General features: G+C 62.8%; 23 protein-coding genes and 1 tRNA gene. 5 read left to right on the forward strand and 19 right to left on the reverse strand.

Annotated features, from left to right (window positions below):
* Nucleotides 1-39: 39 nt before the first annotated feature.
* From THITHI_RS0103645 to nagZ, 3 genes are all read right to left on the reverse strand, one after another.
* Nucleotides 40-597, reverse strand: a complete 558-nt coding sequence (locus THITHI_RS0103645) for a hypoxanthine-guanine phosphoribosyltransferase (RefSeq protein WP_018231721.1) — start codon at nt 595-597, stop codon at nt 40-42.
* A gap of 44 nt (nt 598-641) precedes the next feature.
* Nucleotides 642-1010 carry a DsrE/DsrF/DrsH-like family protein gene (locus tag THITHI_RS0103650; RefSeq protein ID WP_018231722.1) on the reverse strand — a complete coding sequence of 123 codons (369 nt, stop codon included), beginning with the start codon at nt 1008-1010 and terminating at the stop codon, nt 642-644.
* Between the two features lie 203 nt (nt 1011-1213).
* Complete coding sequence (nagZ, locus tag THITHI_RS0103655) at nt 1214-2257, reverse strand: beta-N-acetylhexosaminidase (protein ID WP_018231723.1); 1044 nt, start codon at nt 2255-2257, stop codon at nt 1214-1216.
* Between the two features lie 555 nt (nt 2258-2812).
* Between nagZ and THITHI_RS0103660 the strand changes: the two genes are divergently transcribed.
* Complete coding sequence (locus THITHI_RS0103660; RefSeq protein WP_018231724.1) at nt 2813-3103, forward strand: Lpp/OprI family alanine-zipper lipoprotein; 291 nt, start codon at nt 2813-2815, stop codon at nt 3101-3103.
* 118 nt (nt 3104-3221) lie between these two features.
* Here the strand turns inward: THITHI_RS0103660 and THITHI_RS0103665 are convergent, their stop codons facing one another.
* Nucleotides 3222-4481: a L,D-transpeptidase family protein gene (locus tag THITHI_RS0103665; RefSeq protein WP_018231725.1), complete on the reverse strand. Its 1260-nt coding sequence runs from the start codon at nt 4479-4481 to the stop codon at nt 3222-3224.
* A complete protein-coding gene (uvrB, locus tag THITHI_RS0103670) occupies nt 4478-6502 on the reverse strand; it encodes an excinuclease ABC subunit UvrB (protein ID WP_018231726.1) in 2025 nt (674 codons plus the stop codon). The genes THITHI_RS0103665 and uvrB overlap by 4 nt, the downstream gene beginning before the upstream one ends.
* A 120-nt stretch (nt 6503-6622) precedes the next feature.
* Between uvrB and THITHI_RS0103675 the strand changes: the two genes are divergently transcribed.
* Both THITHI_RS0103675 and THITHI_RS0103680 read left to right on the forward strand, forming a co-directional pair.
* Nucleotides 6623-7804: a pyridoxal phosphate-dependent aminotransferase gene (locus tag THITHI_RS0103675; protein ID WP_018231727.1), complete on the forward strand. Its 1182-nt coding sequence runs from the start codon at nt 6623-6625 to the stop codon at nt 7802-7804.
* A 58-nt stretch (nt 7805-7862) separates the two neighbouring features.
* Nucleotides 7863-7938, forward strand: a tRNA-Asn gene (locus tag THITHI_RS0103680).
* Nucleotides 7939-8435: 497 nt separating this feature from the next.
* On the opposite strand, the gene THITHI_RS18385 is transcribed toward THITHI_RS0103680, so the two are convergent.
* From THITHI_RS18385 to THITHI_RS0103745, 13 genes are all read right to left on the reverse strand, one after another.
* Nucleotides 8436-9548 (reverse strand): phage major capsid protein, encoded by a 1113-nt coding sequence (locus THITHI_RS18385; protein WP_018231407.1) that lies wholly within the window; start codon nt 9546-9548, stop codon nt 8436-8438.
* 13 nt (nt 9549-9561) lie between these two features.
* Nucleotides 9562-10191 carry an HK97 family phage prohead protease gene (locus THITHI_RS0103690; RefSeq protein WP_018231408.1) on the reverse strand — a complete coding sequence of 210 codons (630 nt, stop codon included), beginning with the start codon at nt 10189-10191 and terminating at the stop codon, nt 9562-9564.
* Between the two features lie 141 nt (nt 10192-10332).
* Nucleotides 10333-10587, reverse strand: a complete 255-nt coding sequence (locus tag THITHI_RS0103695; RefSeq protein WP_018231409.1) for a hypothetical protein — start codon at nt 10585-10587, stop codon at nt 10333-10335.
* Nucleotides 10580-10750: a hypothetical protein gene (locus tag THITHI_RS20740; protein ID WP_018231728.1), complete on the reverse strand. Its 171-nt coding sequence runs from the start codon at nt 10748-10750 to the stop codon at nt 10580-10582. The genes THITHI_RS0103695 and THITHI_RS20740 overlap by 8 nt, the downstream gene beginning before the upstream one ends.
* Nucleotides 10743-11069, reverse strand: coding sequence for a hypothetical protein (locus THITHI_RS0103705; protein WP_232199382.1), 327 nt, complete (start codon nt 11067-11069; stop codon nt 10743-10745). The genes THITHI_RS20740 and THITHI_RS0103705 overlap by 8 nt, the downstream gene beginning before the upstream one ends.
* Nucleotides 11070-11077: 8 nt before the next feature.
* On the reverse strand, nt 11078-11389 hold the full coding sequence (locus THITHI_RS0103710) for a hypothetical protein (protein ID WP_018231730.1): 312 nt from the start codon (nt 11387-11389) through the stop codon (nt 11078-11080).
* A gap of 110 nt (nt 11390-11499) precedes the next feature.
* A complete protein-coding gene (locus THITHI_RS0103715; protein WP_018231731.1) occupies nt 11500-11712 on the reverse strand; it encodes a hypothetical protein in 213 nt (70 codons plus the stop codon).
* Nucleotides 11713-11771: 59 nt separating this feature from the next.
* Entirely contained in the window at nt 11772-11966 is a 195-nt protein-coding gene (locus THITHI_RS0103720) for a hypothetical protein (protein WP_018231414.1), read from the reverse strand.
* 13 nt (nt 11967-11979) lie between these two features.
* Nucleotides 11980-13644 carry a hypothetical protein gene (locus THITHI_RS18390; RefSeq protein ID WP_051079910.1) on the reverse strand — a complete coding sequence of 555 codons (1665 nt, stop codon included), beginning with the start codon at nt 13642-13644 and terminating at the stop codon, nt 11980-11982.
* Nucleotides 13628-14020, reverse strand: coding sequence for a hypothetical protein (locus THITHI_RS18395; protein ID WP_018231733.1), 393 nt, complete (start codon nt 14018-14020; stop codon nt 13628-13630). The genes THITHI_RS18390 and THITHI_RS18395 overlap by 17 nt, the downstream gene beginning before the upstream one ends.
* A 256-nt stretch (nt 14021-14276) precedes the next feature.
* Entirely contained in the window at nt 14277-14480 is a 204-nt protein-coding gene (locus THITHI_RS0103735; RefSeq protein WP_018231734.1) for a hypothetical protein, read from the reverse strand.
* Between the two features lie 101 nt (nt 14481-14581).
* A complete protein-coding gene (locus THITHI_RS0103740) occupies nt 14582-15184 on the reverse strand; it encodes a hypothetical protein (protein ID WP_156820463.1) in 603 nt (200 codons plus the stop codon).
* Nucleotides 15181-16551, reverse strand: a complete 1371-nt coding sequence (locus THITHI_RS0103745) for an integrase family protein (protein WP_156820464.1) — start codon at nt 16549-16551, stop codon at nt 15181-15183. Before THITHI_RS0103745 ends, THITHI_RS0103740 begins: the two co-directional genes overlap by 4 nt.
* Before the next feature lie 652 nt (nt 16552-17203).
* On the opposite strand from THITHI_RS0103745, the gene THITHI_RS20075 reads away from it, so the two are divergent.
* Together THITHI_RS20075 and THITHI_RS20080 are read left to right on the forward strand one after the other, a co-directional pair.
* Nucleotides 17204-17554, forward strand: a complete 351-nt coding sequence (locus THITHI_RS20075; RefSeq protein WP_083908645.1) for a hypothetical protein — start codon at nt 17204-17206, stop codon at nt 17552-17554.
* Complete coding sequence (locus THITHI_RS20080; RefSeq protein ID WP_083908646.1) at nt 17554-17802, forward strand: type II toxin-antitoxin system HicA family toxin; 249 nt, start codon at nt 17554-17556, stop codon at nt 17800-17802. Before THITHI_RS20075 ends, THITHI_RS20080 begins: the two co-directional genes overlap by 1 nt.
* Before the next feature lie 784 nt (nt 17803-18586).
* Here the strand turns inward: THITHI_RS20080 and folP are convergent.
* On the reverse strand, nt 18587-19879 hold the full coding sequence (gene folP, locus THITHI_RS0103750; RefSeq protein WP_198005566.1) for a dihydropteroate synthase: 1293 nt from the start codon (nt 19877-19879) through the stop codon (nt 18587-18589).
* Nucleotides 19880-20052: the final 173 nt, after the last annotated feature.

The following is a 20052-nucleotide window of genomic DNA, read 5'->3' on the forward strand; positions in this document are numbered from 1 at the left end:
TGCTGCGGCACGCCACTGGTCCGGCCCATAAGAATGCATTCACATGCCGTTCACTGCATAGATGCCCGCGGCGTTGCGCAGGTACTCCTTGTAGTCCATGCCATAACCGAACACGTAGCGGTCCTCCACCTCCACGCCCACGAAATCCGCCTGAATATGCGGATCACGACGCTCGTGCCGCTTGAGCACGAGCACGGCGCTGTACACGGCGGCGGCATCATGCTGATGGCAGTAGTCCAGGATGCCCGACAGCGTTCGGCCCTCGTCCAGGATATCGTCGATCACCAGAACGGTACGGCCTTCCAGCGGAAACTGGGGACGCACCAGCCAATGAAGTTCCGCGGCCCCCTCGACGTCTCCCCGGTAGCGGGTGGCATGCAGATAATCCAGCTGCAGGGGGAAGTTCAGCCGGGTGAGAAGGTGGCCGGCGGCCACCAGGCCGCCATTCATGACGCAGAGGATGAGCGGGTCGCGATCGCCCAGGACTTGCGTGATCTCGCGGCCCAGACGATCCAGGGCCTGTTCCACCGATGCCCGGTCGTGAAGGCAGTCCGCTTCGCGCCATACCCGCGCCGCCTGTTCGGCAGTGATCGTCATTGTGCCAGCTTACCGCCGACGGCCGAGGATGACACCCTGACCCGTCAATACGTGAAAGTGACGGTGTTGTCGTCCATGGCCTCGCTGATCACGTACGCGCCACCGACGGTTTCATCGATCTCGGGAATCAGGTCATCGCCCCACAGGTCCAGGGTGGGCGTACAGACCTTGAACTTGACGCCCGCTTCGGCTGCATCCTTGATGAAGTCATACACCGATCTGGGGCTTCCTTCCTGGATGAACAGCTTCTCCGCCACGCCCTTCCTGGCAAGTTCGCCGGCGCGCCCGGTCATGATCACCTCCACTTCGTATTCCATGGCGGCGGCCACGGTGGCCTGGAAGAATGGCGCCCCCAGTTCCGACGGGTTGGTGGGGTCGGTGTTGACCATGACGATCAGCAGCTTGTCAGCCATAACGGTATGTCTCCGGAGCAGGGTCGCTTTCAGACAAAGTGCCGCATTATAGGCATGCCACACGGCCAAGACCAGCCGCCCGGCAGTACCCGCAAGACGCGATTCGCCTCCGGCGGGCACGTTGATCATAACTCCGACGCGGCCGGCCGATCCGCTCGCCGTGACGGGCTGTGCTCGCCAGGAACGATGGGGAGATATGCGGGCTAGACATCCAGTTCCAGAAGCGGCGAGTCATCAAGGTTTTCCATCGCCTGCCGTGCCCGGCGCCAGGCAGCGGACTCCACGAGCACGTCCCAGGCGATGCCCTTGCGTCCGTGCATGCGGACCAGCCGCGCGATGGAGACCGGATCCGGCTCCTCGTCGAGGGCGTCCAGGACCCGCACCGCGGCATCCGGATGATTGCAGACAAGCACCATGTCGCAACCCGCCCCGAGCGCGGCGCGGGCCCGCTCCGGAAAATCACCCATGCACTCGGCGCCGGCCATGCTCAGATCGTCGCTGAAGATCACGCCCGCGAAGCCCAGCCGTTCACGCAGCACCCCGCGCAACCAATGGCTGGAGAATCCAGCCGGCAGCGAATCGCATTGTTCGTAGATCACGTGGGCAGGCATGATCCCGGCCAGCCCGTAATGAATCATGCGCTCAAAAGGCAGGATATCGCCGTCCAGGTCCGCCGGATCGCGCCGGTCCACCGGCAGCGCCAGGTGGGAGTCCTCGCGTACCCCGCCGTGGCCGGGAAAATGCTTCCCCACCGCTGCCATGCCAGCGTGCCCCATGCCACTCATGAAATGACGGGCCAGATCGGCCACCACCTCGGCGTCCCGATGAAACGCCCGGTCTCCGATAACCCCGCTCAGGCCGTGGGACAGATCCAGGACCGGGGCGAAACTGAAATCGACTCCCACCGCGCGCAACTCAGACGCCATCAGCCATCCGGCCATGCGTGACAGCTCCCGTGCACGTGCCGGGTCGCGGTCATGACATTCCCCCAGCCGCGCCGCCGCAGGCAACCGGGTGAAGCCTTCCCGGAAGCGCTGCACCCGGCCCCCTTCGTGGTCCACGGCCACGAGAAGCCGTGGCGTACGCAGGGCATGGATCTCCCGGACGAGTTCCGTGAGTTGCGCGACAGACTCGAAATTGCGGGTGAACAGGATCACGCCGCCCGCGCGCGAATGAGCCAGCAGGCGCGCTTCCGTCCGGGACAGCGAAACGCCCTGCAGATCGAGCATGACCGGGCCCAGAGACATCGTTTCGACCTTGCGTGCTTGAACGAGTTTGCCATTGTACCGAAAGCGCCCGATCCACGGTCCGCCGACGCGGCCAGGATCGGCACACCACCGGGTGATGCGTCCGCGGCACTGGCCCCCGTCATCCGGGCCGACCCGTTCTTCGCCCCTTGCAATCGAAAAAAAGGGGTGCACGAGGCACCCCAAAGCAGGAGGAGTTTTGAGACATGGCCAACAAGATGCAGAGACACAGTCCAGTCGGTCACGCGTATAACCAAGCACAGTGCATGCCATATGCATTTATATTTGTAATCATTGTGTTGTGGAATATACTTGGTGTGATGTTGCACCAAAGGAGCGCGTGCCCGCCACGGACTGCGCCTACCTGGTGCAGGCAGGGTTCGGCCGGGTAAAGACACACCGACCCGTTCCATGGTCGGATCCGGCAAAGCAGGCTGCCATTGCCGTTCCATGCAGTTCAGGCGGTTGCGCCAACCCGAATCAGTCGTCGGGTTGCCCCTGCAGCCGATTCCACTCATTGTCGGGGAGATCATGATGTCCGGAACCATACAACGTTTGAGCGCACTTTCCGCGCTGGCTCTGTCACTCGCCCTGCTGGGCGGTTGCGCCACCACCGCGGATCTTCAGCAGGCCCGCTCCACGGCGGATGAGGCCACCGCAGAAGCGAGCCAGGCCCGCACCGAGGCCCGTCAGGCACGCTTGGCCGCCGAGCAGGCCACCCGCACCGCCAACGAGGCCCGCGACCTGGCTGCCGAGGCCAACCGCAAGGCCGATGCGGCACTGGAGGAGACCGCACGGCTTCGGGAGGCCATGGATCGCATGTACGAGCGCGGCACTCCGAAGTAGGGACGGCGCAACCCGGCGCGCAGCCACACGCGCGCCCGGGCCAGGCAGGCCCGCAGTGGAACGTGGGGGGCGGAAACGAACGGATGCGTTCGGGGGTTTCCGACTGCCGGGAATGAAACTACCGCAAAGCGGCCTCACCCGATGCATTCAGACTGACCACATGGCCGTTCTCGCCCAACGCCTCGCGGATCACTTCCGCCAGGGCCCTCGCCTCCCCGGCAGTGCTCGCGGGCCCCACCAGCACCCGGGTCAGGGTCTGCCGTTCCCGCCGCTCATCGTCCAACCGCACCGTGAATCCCGCCTGTTTCAGGCGTGAAGCCAGCCTTTGCGCGTTGTCAGCCATACTGAAACTGCCCATCTGCACGTACCAATGCTTCGCCTCGCCTTCGCCCGTTGGTCCCCTGTCCTCGGGGGCCGGGGGACGGGTGCCGGCGGTTTCGGTGATCCCCGGCCCCTGATCGAACACCCCCACCGGCTCCGGGATGCCGGTGCGCGCCATGGCCACCTGGTGGACCGCGTCCCAGTCCACCCGGGCCATGCGCGAGCCCGTGGCGGCCACCACGGCCCGCACGGCCGGGGTCAGATTGTTGGGTTCCTGCAGTTCCTCCAGGACCGGATGGGCCTCCAGGTACAACGTATCGCCGGACCAGCCCGCTTTCACGGGCTCGTTCACGATATGCACGTGCGTGCCGACCGGGATGCGGCTGAAGAGATGCTCGATGTCCGCCGGCCCGAGGCGGATGCAGCCGTGTGTGGCCCGCATGCCGATGCCTTCAGGCCAGTTGGTGCCGTGAATCAGGTAACTGGGCCGGCTCAGGCGCATGGCGAAATCACCCAGCGGATTGTCGGGCCCCGGCGGGACCCGGGCCGGCAGAGACTGCCCCCGGGCCGCGTAGGCTTCGCGCACGGACGCGGGCGGATGCCAGGCGGGCCGCTCGGTCTTCTCGATCACGGACAGAGTGCCCACCGGCGTGGACCAGTCCATGCGTCCGATGCTCACCGGGTAGGTCATCAGCTCGCCGTCTCCCGGCGTGAAATCGTAGAGCCGCATCTCGGGCAGGTTGATGACGATCCCGGAACGCCGGGTCCGGGGCAGCACATGTTGACGGGGCAGCACCACCGGGGTCCCCTCCCCCGGAACCCAGGGGTCCACGCCGGGGTTGGCATTGCGGATCGCCTGATACCCCAGTCCATGGGCGCGCGCGATGTCGATCAGCGTGTCCTCGTAACGGGCATGGACCGTCAACAGTTCACCCACCAGGTCCGAATCCGGATCCAGGACCCGCACCGCCTGTTCCGCGGCATCATCCCCGGCATCGACGGCACAGAACGGCAGGACCAGTAACAGCAATACGCCCGCCAGGACGTTGCCCCTCATCCGGCAGTCACCTCCGGCATGCCCAGGCTGCCCTTGCGCAGGTGCTCGATGCGATCCCGCAGGCGGGCGGCCTCCTCGAACTCCAGATTGCGGGCATGCTCGAACATTCGGCTTTCCAGCGCGGCGATCTCCTTGATGGCCTTCTCCGGCGGCAGGGCATATGCGCGCTCGTCCTCGGCCACGCGGGCGAAGCGCCGCGGCGATGCCATGGCACCCCCGGCATAGGCCCCTTCCATGATATCGGCGACGCGCTTCTCGATACTCTTGGGCGTAATGCCGTGTTCGGCATTGAAGGCGAGCTGCTTCTCCCGGCGCCGTTCCGTCTCCTCCATGGCACGGGCCATGGAGCCCGTGATCCTGTCCGCATAGAGGATCGCACTGCCATGCACGTTGCGCGCGGCCCGGCCGATGGTCTGGATGAGCGAGCGGTCGGAGCGCAGGAAACCCTCCTTGTCCGCGTCGAAGATGGCCACCAGGGACACCTCCGGCATGTCCAGCCCCTCGCGCAACAGGTTGATGCCCACCAGCACGTCGAACTCGCCCAGGCGCAGGTCGCGGATGATCTCCACCCGCTCCACGGTGTCGATATCCGAATGCAGGTAGCGCACCCGCACCCCGTGTTCCTGCAGGTAATCGGTCAGATCCTCGGCCATGCGCTTGGTCAGCGTGGTGATCAGCACCCGCTGGTCCGCCGCGACACGGGCATGAATCTCGGAAAGCACGTCGTCCACCTGGGTTGCGGCCGGGCGCACCTCCACCTGCGGATCCACCAGTCCCGTGGGACGCACTACCTGTTCCACTACCTGACCCGCATGCTCCAGTTCGTAAGGGCCCGGCGTGGCGGACACGTAGATGGTCTGGGGTGAAAGATCCTCGAACTCCTCGAAGCGCAGCGGCCGGTTGTCCAGGGCCGATGGCAGCCGGAAGCCGTACTCCACCAGCGTCTCCTTGCGGGAGCGGTCACCACGGTACATGCCGCCCAGCTGTGGAATCGTCACGTGGCTCTCGTCCACCACCAGCAGGGCATCCTCGGGCAGGTAATCGAAGAAGCATGGCGGCGGCTGACCCGCCTCGCGTCCGGAGAGGTAACGGGAGTAGTTCTCGATGCCCGAGCAGTAGCCCACCTCCAGGATCATCTCGATGTCGAACAGGGTGCGCTGCTCCAGGCGCTGCGCCTCCACCAGCTTGTCCGCGACACGCAGCTGCTCCAGGCGCCCGCGCAGTTCCTCCTTGATCTGCTCCACCGCCGCCAGGAGCGTCTCCCGCGGGGTGACGTAGTGGGTCTTGGGGTAGATGGTCAGCCGCGGCACCCGGCGCAGCACCTCCCCGGTGAGCGGGTCGAAATAGGACAACTGCTCCAGTTCATCGTCGAACAGTTCCAGGCGCACCGCCTCCCGCTCGGACTCGGCCGGATGGATGTCGATCACCTCTCCGCGCACCCGGTAGGTGCCCCGGCGCAGTTCCATGTCGTTGCGGGTGTACTGCAGTTCCGCCAGTCGCCGCAGGATGCCGCGCTGGTCCACCCGGTCACCCCGCTTCAGGTGCAGCACCATCGCGAGATAGGCATTCACATCGCCCAGACCGTATATGGCCGACACACTGGCCACGATGATGGCATCGCGCCGCTCCAGCAGGGCCCGGGTGGCGGACAGGCGCATCTGCTCGATATGGTCATTGATGGAGGCATCCTTCTCGATGAAGGTGTCCGAGGACGGCACGTAGGCCTCCGGCTGGTAGTAGTCGTAATAGGAGACGAAATACTCCACCGCATTGTCCGGGAAATATTCCTTCATCTCCCCGTAGAGCTGGGCCGCCAGGGTCTTGTTGGGGGCGAGGATGATGGTCGGGCGGCCCGTGCGCTGGATGACGTTGGCGATGGTGAAGGTCTTGCCGGAGCCGGTCACCCCCAGCAGGACCTGATGGGCCAGACCGTCGTCCAGCCCTTCCACCAGCCGGGAAATGGCCCCGGGCTGGTCGCCGGCCGGCGAATAGGCCGTCTTGAGGGAAAATTGCCGGGTCATTGGGCTTATCTTAACCGCCGTCTTTGCGTATCATTCATATGTTTTGCGCCGTGATCGGGTATTGTCCCGGCACGGCCCTCCCAACCGCCCCATCCACAACCTGACATACCGGACACGACCTTGGACATCAAGCTTTCCACCCGCGTTCAGCGCATCAAGCCCTCCCCCACCCTGGCGGTAACCGCCCTGGCCGCGCAGCTCAGGGCCCAGGGCCGCGACATCATCGGCCTGGGTGCCGGTGAGCCCGATTTCGACACGCCCGAGCATATCAAGGAAGCGGCCATCGCCGCCCTGCACGCGGGCAAGACCAAGTACACCGCGGTGGACGGCATCGCGAGCCTGAAGCTGGCCATCATCGACAAGTTCAGCCGTGACAACGGGCTGACCTATGAAGCGGACCAGATCCTGGTTTCCTGCGGCGGCAAGCACAGCATCTTCAACCTGCTGGAGGCCCTGCTGGACGAGGGCGACGAGGTGATCATCCCGGCGCCCTACTGGGTATCCTACCCGGACATGACCCTGCTGGCCGATGGCACGCCCGTGATCGTGTACACGGATCAGACCCAGGGCTTCAAGATGACCCCGGAGCAGCTTGAGGCGGCGATCACCGGGCGCACCCGGCTGCTGATGCTCAACAGTCCCTCCAACCCCACCGGAGTGGCCTACAGCCGCGAAGAGCTGCGCGCGCTGGGCGACGTGCTGTTGCGCCACCCGCAGGTGCTGGTGGCCACCGACGACATGTACGAGCACATCCTGTTCAGGGATCAGTCCTTCTGCAACATCCTCATGGCCTGCCCCGAGCTCTATGACCGCACCATCGTGCTCAACGGTGTCTCCAAGGCCTACTCCATGACCGGATGGCGCATCGGCTACGCGGGGGGCCCAAAGAAGCTCATCGGCGCCATGAAGAAGATTCAGTCCCAGAGCACCTCCAACCCCACCTCCATCGCCCAGGCGGCGGCCGAGGCGGCGCTCAAGGGGGACCAGAGCTGCGTGGCCACCATGCGCAGCGCCTTCGAGCAGCGCCACGACTACCTGGTGGAAGCCCTGAATGCCATACCGGGCGTGGAATGCCTGCCCTGCGATGGCACGTTTTATTGCCTGCCAAGCATCAAGGGCGCCATGCAGTCCCTGGGCCTTGAGACCGACACGGCCTTTTCCGAACGGCTGCTGGAGAACGGCGTGGCCCTGGTGCCCGGCTCCGCCTTCGGCGCCGACGGCCATGTGCGGATCTCGTTCGCCACCAGCATGGACAATCTCAAGCAGGCGGTGGCGCGTATTCACCAGGCGGTGGAGGGCTGAAGGCCCTCCCCCTGCCTTGACCGTGATCCGCCGCTTCCTATAAGATGCGCGGCTTCATTCCCCGGTAGCTCAGTCGGTAGAGCGGGTGACTGTTAATCACTAGGTCGGCGGTTCGAGCCCGTCCCGGGGAGCCATAAAAACAATGACTTAGGCCACTTTCGATAGGTGGCCTTTTTCGTTTCTGGGGAATTTGTATGGCGGGTGTATGGCGCAAACTGGCAGGGCATGGACACCCTGCTATCCTCTGCCCGGGCCGCCTTCGCCTCTAAGCCGCGACGCACCGCACAGGGAAGTCAGCGCACGCGTTGGCGGTCCACCCTCTCCAGGCTGCAATGGCCGCAGCATGTGCCGTGAGTTCGCCACGGATCACGGATTCTGCAAGCTGGGGGTTATCGCGTTTCAGGCGGGCGATGGTGTGCTGTTGGGATGTGCCGTAACTTAACCGGATATTATCCGCTTTACCTCCACCCTCCGGCCTTCCCTGTTTCTTCGCTGGCTCCACCTGCTCCAGCAGCAAGGCCCGGCACTCCTTGTCCTGCCCGCCTTGCACCCATAAAAAAGCCGCCCGGCATCACGCAAGGCGGCTTTACCCTTCGGGCAGGCCGGGTCAGCCCACAGGGTTTACTCGCCCTTAGAAGCTACCATGCACAATCGCAGTCGGAAGGATCACGGTCACCGTGCTGCGCATCTCCGCCCGAATCGTCACCAGGTTCCGCTGGACGTTGGTTTCGTCCTGCTCGAACATCTCCACGGTGACATTCTGCCGATCCCACAAAATGGCCGCCCGGTTGAAGTCGGCCACCAAGAACTGACCTTGCGGCATGGAGTTCGACGGCACCACGGGAAGCCCCCACAGCATCGCAGCAGAGGCCGCAGGGCCGCCCATAAGGTAGCGGTCCTCGTTATCCTTCAGGCGCGTGATTGCTCGCCAGTCAGCGACGTTCAGCACGATGCCGGAGGCCGAATAATCCGCCACCTCCACCTGCTCGATTGCCCGGGACAGGGTATCCAGGTGGGTATCGCCGGTGGCGGGTCCGGTGAAGGCGGTCGCGTTCTGGATCAGGCCGGACATATTCGACCCGGTGCCGTTGCCGGTAAGCACCTGCACTTCCTCGGCCAGCCCGACCCCGTAACGCATCCGCCGATCCAGGTAGAGGCCCAAGGCGGCCTGATCGCTCAATGCCTGCTTGGATACCTTGATGAAGTGCGCGATGGTGCGCACGGGGGCCTCGATCAGTTCAAAGGTCAGATCCGTTTCGGCCTTCTCGGCACCCTCGGACGCCTGGGGCGCGGCATTGTTGGAGAACGCCAGTTCCCGCGTGACCTCCACCAGGTTGGAATCCGCCTGCATGACCGGCAGCAGGTCGCGGATACGCAAGGACCGCTCGGCAGGCATGACAATACCGGGCATCCGGGTCGCGGGACTGAGCGTTGACCCGGGCTGTGCAGGGGAACCTTCATCGCCGGTAAGCGTGTTCTTCGACAGCAGGTCCACGTCCAAGCTCATTTTCACATGCTTGGCGTTGCCCGAGGCCAGGGCCTTGAACTGCTCGGACTCCACCACGGCGCGTCCGAAGTCATGCACGGTCCCGGAGTTCGCGGGACGCATCCCGCCAGCGCCTTTCTGCTCGACCTCGTGAAGCCGATTCTGCAACTCGTGGACGGCCTCGCCCATGGTTTTGATCTTGCCGCCGAACTGCTCAACGGCGGCCTTGTTTTCTTCGATAATCTGCTTGAGTTCCATCGTTCGTACTCCGTCAGGAAGCGAATAGGTTGTTCAGTTCGCGCAGTGCCTCGGCCAGTTCTTCGGCCTCGGCCTGCTCATCGGTTTTGAGAAGTTCGCGGTAGCCGCCGGACATGAGCCGTTTGGCCTGTCTGGCGGACAAGCCGACTTCGCGCAAGGCGGATTCCAGGGTGCGCGGGGAAGTGATATCCACGGATAGATTCTTGACCCCGGTCAGACGGGCACCAGCAGCCGCAGGGACACCCACAAAGCTAATCTCGAATAGATCCAGCTTCTTCAGTATCCGGGCACCATGCGCATAGTCCGCGCCACCCTCGGCAAGCCTGAAGCCGATGGACAGGCCAACGGCGTCTGCCTTCGATAGCTCGTAAGCTTCACGTCCGGCGTCTGTCTTTAGCGCGAGTTGACCGCGTACCAGCAGCCCGGCGTCCGTCTCGCGCACCTCGGACCACTTGCCCGCAACTTTCGATTGATCGTGGTGAAGCAGCATCGCCGGGAGGCGCTTTTTTAGGGTGTCGCTAAACGCACCAGGCATCACCACGTCGCCCTGGGCATCCTGCTCGCCATAGGGCGAAGCAATGCCTTCCACGATGCCTTGCGGCGTGGTCGCGGCCTTGAGTTCAAACAGGAGATTTTCAGTCATGGCGACCTCTCCACAGTTAAACGTCCGGCGTTGCCGGTCCTGTGCAGTGCGTCGCGCACTCGCTCCGGTGGGTCTGGCCTCGCACGTCGCGCACGGGCCAGCGGGAGCAATACTGTAAGTTTATACACTGCCCGGGCATTGTCAATGCTCCTTGGGTGCCAGCAGGTCATGAATGCGCTCATCGGCAACGGTCAGCAGCCGGGCAGCGGCCTGGGGTTCACCCGACTCGATATGCTCAACGGCACGGCGGAAGGTGAGTTCCGCCATCTGCAAACTCAGTGCTTGTATGTGGATGGTTTTCTCCAGCAGCGTCATGGGGCCTTGCCAGGACTCCGGCAGTGTCTCGCGTGGCGGGGACTCGGGAATCAACTCGTTTACGTCCGCGTAATCACTCATCGGCGGCACCCTCCAGGGCAGCGCGGATATCCCGGGCCAGGGTCTTGAGTGAGTCCGTAAGGTCGGGCACGGACTGCGCGAAGTTCTCGGCCTTCACCTCCAGCGCGGTCAAGGCGGAACCCTCGGCAATGGCGTTCCAATCGGGCAATTTGCGTTCATTCATGGGTCTGTTCCTCGTCGGTCAGAAGCCCGTGACGGGCCAGATACTCACGCTCGGCCTCAGCCTCGGGGCGCGGCTCCGGGGCATCAAACTTCCACCAGGCAAACGGGCGGGTTCCGGCGTTCGTGGCGCTCCACTCGGCAAGCAATTGATCCCGGTGGCGCTCCCAGTCCCGGCGCATCCGCTCGTCGTCACAAATCGTCTCCGGCAGGTAGCTGTGATACCCAAGCCCAGCCAGCCAGCACGGCCCATTGAGCAATTCGCCCCGGCACCAGGCATCCAGGGCGGAACTACGCAGTTTTCGGGTTCTGTTCGTCGGCACGGTTCACCTCACGCGGCCATGGGCGGACGGCCCACAGCCTTCAGGGGCTCGGTATCGAAGTTCAGTTGCCGCATGGTGGCGGCGGCCTGCTTCTCCGCGTCACGCAGGACGCCACAAAGCGGGTGCGCCTTGCCGTCCATCAACAGCCCGTCCCGGTCGATCTGCTCCCGCGCCTCCCGGGCTAACTGGAGTGACCGGCAGAGTTGGTGCAGGAGCACCAGGCCGGGCGCGTCCTGCACGTCGTAGTCGGCCTGCAATCGCCGGTAGATATCCGCCTCGGGCGCGGCCAGCGTTTCAGGTGGTGCAAATCTGTTCGTCATGCCTTCTTCTCCTTACCCGCGCACGCGGGAATCCTTAGTTGCGATAATTCGTGACTGCCCCTTGCGGTCCGTCAGGCGTTGCCATTCCACTTTCGGACACCCCCTCCCCCTCACTTCTCGCCCGTCCAAGCTCGCGTCCCATCCGGTTCTGCATCGCCCGCCAGGTCGGCAGCCGTGACGCCTCTCGCCTGCAGTGCCGCCTTTAGCTTCGCCAGTGCCCGGCGCTCGATGAGTCCCACCAAGGCACCCGACACGCCTAGCTCGGCGCCCACCTCGTCGTGGGTCATCAAGGCCAGGTTGTCGGGCACACGCTTACGCGGCATGCGTCAGCCCCACCCGATCAGCCAGAATCCCGAAATCAGCGCGGCGTGCACGTCCACGGTCAGCGCTCCATCATCGGCATGGTGCAAATCATCTCCATTAGGTCGCGGGCATGGGCCATTGCCGGGTCGTCCATGCTCATGCGGTCGCGCAGCCGGTCCGCCTCCAGATAAAGCTCTATACGAAAACGGTTGTACGCGTTGCGCTCGGCCTGCGAGAAAGCCTTGTTTGCAGTGCTCCAGAAGGTCGTTTTCATGTCATCGCCTCGCTCAAAATGGTTTGCAGTAACCACAACCCTCACCACCACAGCGGGGGCAGACTCCGGGGTCGTCGTCCTGAGATGGTCTGCAATCCATGCCCGCTTTCCCCGCATTACCCGCATAGCGCGGGGGTTGCGGGTATTGCGGGTCAGGATTCCGGCCTCTCTCTTGGTAGGTGTGCGGGTCTTGCGGGTGTTGCGGGTATGAAATACGGGCAATCTCAGGAGGACGGACGTCCCACCTCACTACCTTGTCGTGGTTAACGCCGTCGTCGTGGTCAACACGCCATCCGGCCTTGCGCATGACCGGGGCCTGGCGTTTCAGCCGTGCTGTCACGCTCCGTGCGTTTGCGGGCCAGCCTTTCGGGGGCCGCTCCGGCGTGATGCTGCCCAGCAGCTCGGCAGACGTCCCAGAGAACCCGCCCGGGTATTGCTTGGCGATTGCCGAGACGAAGGTGTCCCCCTCCAGGGAGTCAGCCGCCATCGCGCCCTGCTTGCTCATGTAGTAGGTGAGTCCGCTCGTCCCCATCACCCTGTCGGTGGCCGCGAGGATGCGCACGAAGTCGGCCATCCGGGGTTTGGAGTCAAGACGGACAGAGGGAAGTACACCCGCGACACCCGCAACCAGGTCCAAAACTGCCCCCAGCACCTTGGGGTGCACCCTATCCCACAGGGGCCAGATATCGGAATCGCACCGGCGCTTGTCATCGGGAATAATCTCCAGATGGATGGGCAGCATCCGCTCCGCGAGGTCGCCGCGAAGCGTGCCCAGGTCGATACCGTTTATCAGGACGCAGCGGCGAAAGGAAAAGACCGCGTGTTCTCCGTCGGTGTACAGCTTGCGGCGCACGTCGCCATCACCAGTTACAGCACGGCAGATTGAATCACTCAGCCAGTCCGCGATATCGGATAGGTTGTCCAAACCCACAACCCATGACCCTGCGGCAGCAGTCACCCACGCCTCTGCGTCTCTTGGCGGTTTGCGGATGGGCACAGGCCCGGGGTCAATGGCACGGATCAGCATTTTGCCTGCGGTCGTCTTCCCGGTTCCCTGTTCGCCCATGAACGAGAGCACGCAATGGGCTATCTCTCCGAAGAATGCTGACGTCAGCCATGCCGCAACCAGGGGGCGGTCGTTCTCGGCTACATTCAGCATGTCCCACAGGATGGACATATCCGCGCCGCGTTCAGGCTCGGGTAGTGCGCCGTTTAGTGCCGTGCGCTTGAACAGGACGGGAGGCTTATCAACAATCTCCCACCCGCTACCCGTTATGCGCACTGCGCGGCCCGTATTGTCCCCAAGGTCCAGCCAGTGCGCGCCGCCATGCTCAGCGACACGAAGGTATAAATCTTCCGGTGCGGACTCCTGCGCCATACCCTCGATAACCAAGAGCGCGTCGGCCAGGGCCTGCTGAGGCGCGGCACGGCCAGCAGTTCGGAAATAATCCCGGGCAAGCTGGCCCCGAAGTGACTGACGATTACCTCTTAAGGTCGCGACCACCTTGGGGCCGGACAGCGGGACCGCGAAACACTCGCCATCCCCGGATATCCCGAACCTGTACTTCTTCTGCGCAAGCTCCACCAGTATGGTGGCCGCCGACTTCTTGGTCTCGCCATCGTCAGGGCTAGAGCGCGGAGTCACTTCAATATCAACATCATCATGCCGCACGCTCATGGCGGTCCCCCTTCACCTGCGCCCTGTACCGGATGCCGGCGTGAATGTCGAAAATCCTGTTTGTGCCATCCGATAGGATTGCCCGGACGGTTTCCATCAGATGATTGCCGTCCACGGCCCCACATCGCCACAGCAGCAGCGGCTCGGACGCGGCGCAAAAGCGCCAGTCGAAGGACCAGGGGTCGGCATCGGGCGGGCATAGAGTGACAAGGCGGTGGTCGTGCCATTCACGGGCCACGGTCCAGGCATCCGATCCGCAGCAGACGATGATGCTCGGGTTCTTACCGTCCGCACTGGTGCCCCACCAGCCGGACAAGTCTCCACGAAGGGCCTCGGCTATCTGGCGGCCATAGGGCGGCAGTTTGCGGGCGGTCATCGTCCACCCCCCACCAGGTTGCGGGCGGCCTTCACGTGACGTTTGGCAAGAGACCAGCGCCAGCACGTCGGGCACATGGTCGCCCAGGGCCTCGACTCGGGTCTTGACCACTGAATACCGCAATTTCGACACAAGGCAGGATGGACGGGCGGCGGGGGCGTGGTAGAATCACCGTACAGTTCGCTCAGTAATTGAATCTGTGCCCCTGCCGCCCCCGTCGCCGTTGCCCCGGCTCGGGGGTTCCCTTTTCTGGGCATCAGGCGGCCTCCCCATCCTTGATGGACAGCATCCGTGCCTCGTAGTCCGCCGGCCAATCAAGCCGACCGTTTGGCAGCTTGCGAGGGATCAAACCGTAGTAAGAGCCCCGGCGGCAATAGTGCTCCCGAACGGTGGACGGCTGCACATGCGCAAATCGGGCAACCTCCTCCGTGCTGGCGCCATACTTGATTGTGTCGGTCATGCTTTTGCACCTATCGCAATGGGTTTATGCGTCAGGTGCTTTATACAAACCGATAGGCGAATAGCTGGGCTATGTCGCACCCTGAAAGTGCGACGGCAGGATTACTTGCGCAGGCGTTGCACCTGCTTTCGGAAGGCGTCGTATGTGATGGACCCGGACCCCAAGTCATAAAATGCCTTGCCGTTGACCGTCTTTTCTTTAATGTCGCGGAATCCAGCCGACTCAAGTTCCGCATACAGTTGGGGCCACAGTTCCACGGGCTGTAGGTAGTCCCCAAGCTCATCAAGCCGAAGCGCAACCCGCTTTATTGCGGCCTGAACATCGTCCTTGCTTGCCCATCGCGCTTCAGCGCCCTTGCGCCCCTTGTCGGCAGCCATCGTGCGCGTTTCCCAAAGGTGATAATCCTCCAGCGCCCGCGCCCATGCGTCGTGAAGCTTCAGCCAAGTAAACCGAAGGTCCTTTCCATCCTCATGATGCTGAAACGCCTGGTCCAGCAGACGCACCAGCGGTGCCTTGTGCCCGTGCTTGCCCTCGGCCTCTATGGCGCGGTCCATTTCGTCGGGAAGGCTCTCCACGTCACTTCTCAGGCGCCCCAGTTGGGCCATGTGGTCGGCGGGCAGCTCAATGGTCTTGGCTCTCGCGTGAAGCGCCCTGGTCGCTTGCGCGGCGGCGTCGAAGCGGGCTTTCAACTTTTCGACCATCACTTGCCCCCCCGTATATTCACCACCTTGGCGGGTTTCTCGGCGGCTATGGCTGCAAGCCTCCTTTCCCACTTCGCCAGCGCCCGGCGCTTCTCATCGGCGTATGAATGGCGGTCATAATGGGCCACCTGTACGCCTGCAAGTCCGTGGCTCAGGAGTTGGGCGCGGATCTCCCGGCTTATCCCCATTCCTGCAAGCAGGGTTTCACAGGTGCGGCGCACGTCGGCCACGGTGAAAGGCTCGCCACCCATCGCGGCGGCTATCTCGGCAAGGCGTTTTCCGGGGGTTCCGGCGTCCATGCGGCGGCGTCGCTGGAAAAAAAGATGTGGGGCGTCCTGCTCCTTCGCCCGGGTCACCAGATCGGAAACCATCGCGGCGGCTTTCGGTGCCAGCGGCAACAGGTGTTCCCTCGGGGTCTGGCGGCGCCCCTTAGCGTCAAAAAGTCGCATTGTCTTGGTATCCGGGCTCCAGTCCTCCACCCTCGCCCGCAGGAGTTGCGCGATACGTTGCCCTCCCGCATACAGGGCAAGCCTCAACGCCTGGTCGGCCAGTTCGTCGCCCAGGCCATTCATATAGGCGCGTAGCTCATCGGGCGTTAGAGTCCGGTCACGAGGTTTGACCGGGATCGCGGCGATAGGCTGGACGGGGTTCACCTCGACGGCAAACGGGATCAGGTCGGACGGCAGGCGGGCATCAAAGGGCGCACGGGCGGCGGCGTTGTACGCGGCGCTCAGATAGCTTCTCAATGCCCCGGCGGTCCTCTCCTTCCCCTTCTCCATCACTCTGCGAACTATGGCGGCAATCTCAAGCGGGGCCACGTCCCGGGCAGGTTTGTCAGCCACCTCGGGAAAGGGCGTGAAAACGTGGCGCTCAAACATGGTTCGCGTAGCGGCGGCGCTTGCTCGCTTGCCCTTCGCCTCCAGGTGTCGGCTATACGCTTCCAGCAGGGCGCGTGTCGTGTGCTTGGCGCGGGCCTCGGCCTCTTTGCGCACCCTCTCCTGCTCGGCCCGCTTGGCGGCTCTGGCGGCCTTCTGCTCTCTCTCCGCTTCACGGGGGTCTATGCCCTGATCCACCATTGATTGCAGCCGTGCGGCCTCCTGACGGGCTCCACGCTGGATTTCCTTTCGATTGGCACCCTTCCCGCTCCATGTGGATTCAAGCGGCCAGTCTCGACAATCCCCAAGCGTGATACGGATCAGCTTCCCGTCTAGCGTTCCCTCAAAGACGAACGCCTTTCCGCCCTGTGTTGCCCTGACGGCGAGACGGGGGGAAAGAGTATCTCTCAAGAACACCTGTTGCTTGCCGGGCGGGCACTGGAAGGCATCAATCCGGGCCAGGGTCAGGCGGTCGCGGTTGCTCTGTGCTTTCATGGTCGACTCCATACATGGGCCACACAATGATTCCCTGTCACTAGGTCGGATTCATCTCCTGTCACTAGGTCAGGATGTATGGCGTATGTATGGAGTTTAGAGCAATGCCGCTCAATATGGAACAATGCAATAATGACGCTAAGTAGCTGTTACTTCATAGTAAATGGCGTTGATTAGCGTTGCGTGATATTGCACCGAATTGGGGCATTTTCGTGACTGTTAATCACTAGGTCGGCGGTTCGAGCCCGTCCCGGGGAGCCAAAAAAGAGAAGCAAATACGGGGGGTTAGGTCATAAAGACCGGCCCCCTTTTTCGTGCCTGAAAGCCTGTTGTCACTGAATCTGTCACCAGTTTTCACCTAGCGGCCTGCACCCGCACCACCAGCCTGCTATCCTCACCCCCGGGCCGCCTTCGCCCTCAATGCCGACGCCCACAGGGAAGTCCAAGCGCTGGCGTCAGCGTATCCTGCCCATACGCAAACTGAGTGCAGCCCGTCAGCTTTTTGGTCATTTCCTCCCGCACCTCCATTGTTTTTGTGACGAATGTCGCACTTTCCTAGATATGACGTCTATAATGATTATGTATCTGAACGAAGAAGGTCCCGTGTCTCATGCGGGGCCTTTTTGTGTCTTAACGGTCGACTGGAGTCACCATGCAACCAAAACAGCTAGTCGTTCGTTGTTTCGCAGAGAGCCGCCATGGAGTATGGCAGGCGTTCTGTATCGATCTGAATTTGGCTGTTCAAGGAGAATCCCAGAGAGAGGTTATTGATAAGCTGGGTGATATGATCGTCGATTACCTAATTGACGCACTTGAGGGTGAAGACGAGAAGTTCGCTGAACAGCTTTTGGATCGGCCGGCACCTCTATCCTTGCGTCTACGATATCACTGGTACGCCTTTATCCAGCGTTGCACCCGCTTGCACAGTGATTTACATGGGGCGTTTCAGAAAGCCTTGCCTCTCACAATTTCCAGACATAATGGGCCAGCCCATCAGGTTTAATGGGCTGGCGACATCCACCGCTTACGTGCAAGGACGTTAAGCGGATACTCAAGCATCTTGGCTTCAAGCCCAGACCAAGAAAAGGCACGTCCCATGAACAATGGGTCAAGGAAGAAAACAACCGTCTGTTTAAAGTCACAGTAGATTGCCCCAAATCACCCTTTAGCCAAGACCTGATCACATCTATGGCTGCTCAAGCCGGAGTAACCAAGAAGCAATTCTATGCGGTATTGAATAAGAAGAAATGAGCGAACAAGTGCCGCATGGCAAACAGTCTCTACGCTTGCATATCCAGCAATTCGGCCTAGGACCTAACCCCGCCATCGATCCAACCATCATCACGGGGGCCGCCTTCGCCCTTCGTGCCGAACGCCCACAGGAAAGTCTAGGCGGCATTTTCGATGAAGTCATTGGGCCGGTGGTCCACCCTTGCAGCGCCAGAAAATAATGAATCTGGCTCATCCATCAATAGTTGCTGCGTTTCTGCTTGGGGCCATCGTCGGCGCATCTGCAGTCTACGTCGTTATACCGAAAGGGCCGTCCAACTTCGACGAATGCGTTTTGACTCATGGTAGTAACGCCAGCAATATGGTGATGCTCATGGAAGTGCAGCGTCGGTGTAGGAATCTCTTCCCAGAGTAATCTAATCTCTTTCGGCCGCTTCCACGCGATCCAGCACCCACAAAAAAGCCCGCCAACGCATCACGTGCAGCGGGCTACCCTACCCCCCTGGTTGTTGCTCTGGTCGGTATGCGCATTCCGGCGAACGTGACCGATCATTCCGTTTGATCGTGACCGATTTTGGCGCGGCGGCCGGAATGGACGGTCACGATGCCGGAAACGGCGGTCACGTTGGGCCGGAATACGCACTTCCGGGCGAAGTGCCAAGCAAACACCCCAGCACCGTAGGAGCCCAGTCCCCTGGGCGATCCGGTCCGGCACCGGTGAGTCACCCTTCGCCCGGAGGACCGGGCTCCTACGGGAAGCCCCCTGCATCGCAGCAACCCTCCGAATGAACAACCTATTGAGAGATCACAGCCCGGGTGTCACAAGGTGTACCCAGCCCCGATAAGCCGAGACATGCATGGGCACGTTATGAATCCGGATGATGTCCACGCCCTGCGCACACAGATTCAACGAGCCGCCCAGGGTCGTCAGGTCCTTGTCGCTCACGTCCGGGCTGGAGAAGTCCTTCATGAAGGACTTCCTCGAATGGCCGACCAGGACCCGCAGGCCATGACGACGGAACCGGGCTGATTGCTGCAACAGCTTCAACGATTGCAGGCTGTCCTTGCCGAAGCCGATGCCGGGGTCGAACACGATCCGGCCGAGGTCCAGACCGGCCTTGTCCCAGCTTTCCATCTGCGCCATCAGCCAGTGCTCCACGGTGGCCACCGGATCGCAACCCGGCGGCAGAACCCTGTCCCTGCTGGCCGGGATGCTGACGTGATGCATGGCGATCCAGTCCTTGCCGCTCGAACGTGCCAGTTCCCGCATCCCGGGCGAGGTCAGACCGCTCACGTCATTGATGATGTCCACGCCCAGCTCCAGTCCCCGCCGGGCCACCTCGGGATGATAGGTGTCCAGGCTCAGCAAGGGGCGCAAGGGATCATGAGCGAATTTGGACGAGAGCCGGGTGAGCACCGGTTCCAGGCGCGCCCACTCGTCCGCGGCGCCGAGGGGCGTCGCCCCCGGGCGGGTCGATTCGGCACCGATGTCGATGATATGGGCACCTGCCGAAACCATGGCATCCACGTGCGGCTCGATCCGGTTCCAGTCCATGAACAGGCCCCCGTCGGAGAACGAATCGGGGGTCACGTTGACGATGCCCATCCACAGCGGAATGTGGTGCGTCAGTTCCCGCGACCAGTCCAGCAGGGTCCGGTTTCCGAGGCCGGGAACGGTCAGACGCGGTTCCAGTGCGACCATGGGCGCCAATACAAAACCCCGCCGATGCAGATCCGCATGCGGAATGGTCAGGCCGCCCCCGGCAAGCTGCCGGTCCCCCCACAGCAGGATATCGATGTCGATGGGGCGCGGTGCCCAGCGAGATGTGTCGCCCCGCCCCATCCGCGCCTGGATATCGACGATCCATTCCCGCAACTGCCGGGGCTCGCAGCCGACCTCGCCTTCCAGGGCCAGATTCAGGTAAGGCAGATTCCAGTCGGCGGGGGCGTCGTCCGGCAACAAAGCCGGCGATTCCACCACCGGCGAGACTCTCAGCCGTTTGAGACCCCGGGCCTGCAGCAGCCCGATGGCCTGCCGCAGGTTTTCCCGCCGGTCACCCAGATTGGAACCGAGACTCAGATAGATCCGCATAGTCATTGAGGCCGAAGGATCGGAGGGCATCTGACTGTCAGGCAGCCGGACCCCACTCCACCGACCGTCTCGGATGATCGCAAGCCGCCTGCGTAGGCGCGGCGGGTGCCAGGGACGGTGGCGTGAGCGTAGAAGGTGCCCAAGAATAAGAGATCGAGGATTGGAAATCCAACCCGAGA

It is taken from the genome of Thioalkalivibrio thiocyanodenitrificans ARhD 1, from assembly GCF_000378965.1.
Lineage (GTDB): Bacteria > Pseudomonadota > Gammaproteobacteria > Ectothiorhodospirales > Ectothiorhodospiraceae > Thioalkalivibrio_A > Thioalkalivibrio_A thiocyanodenitrificans.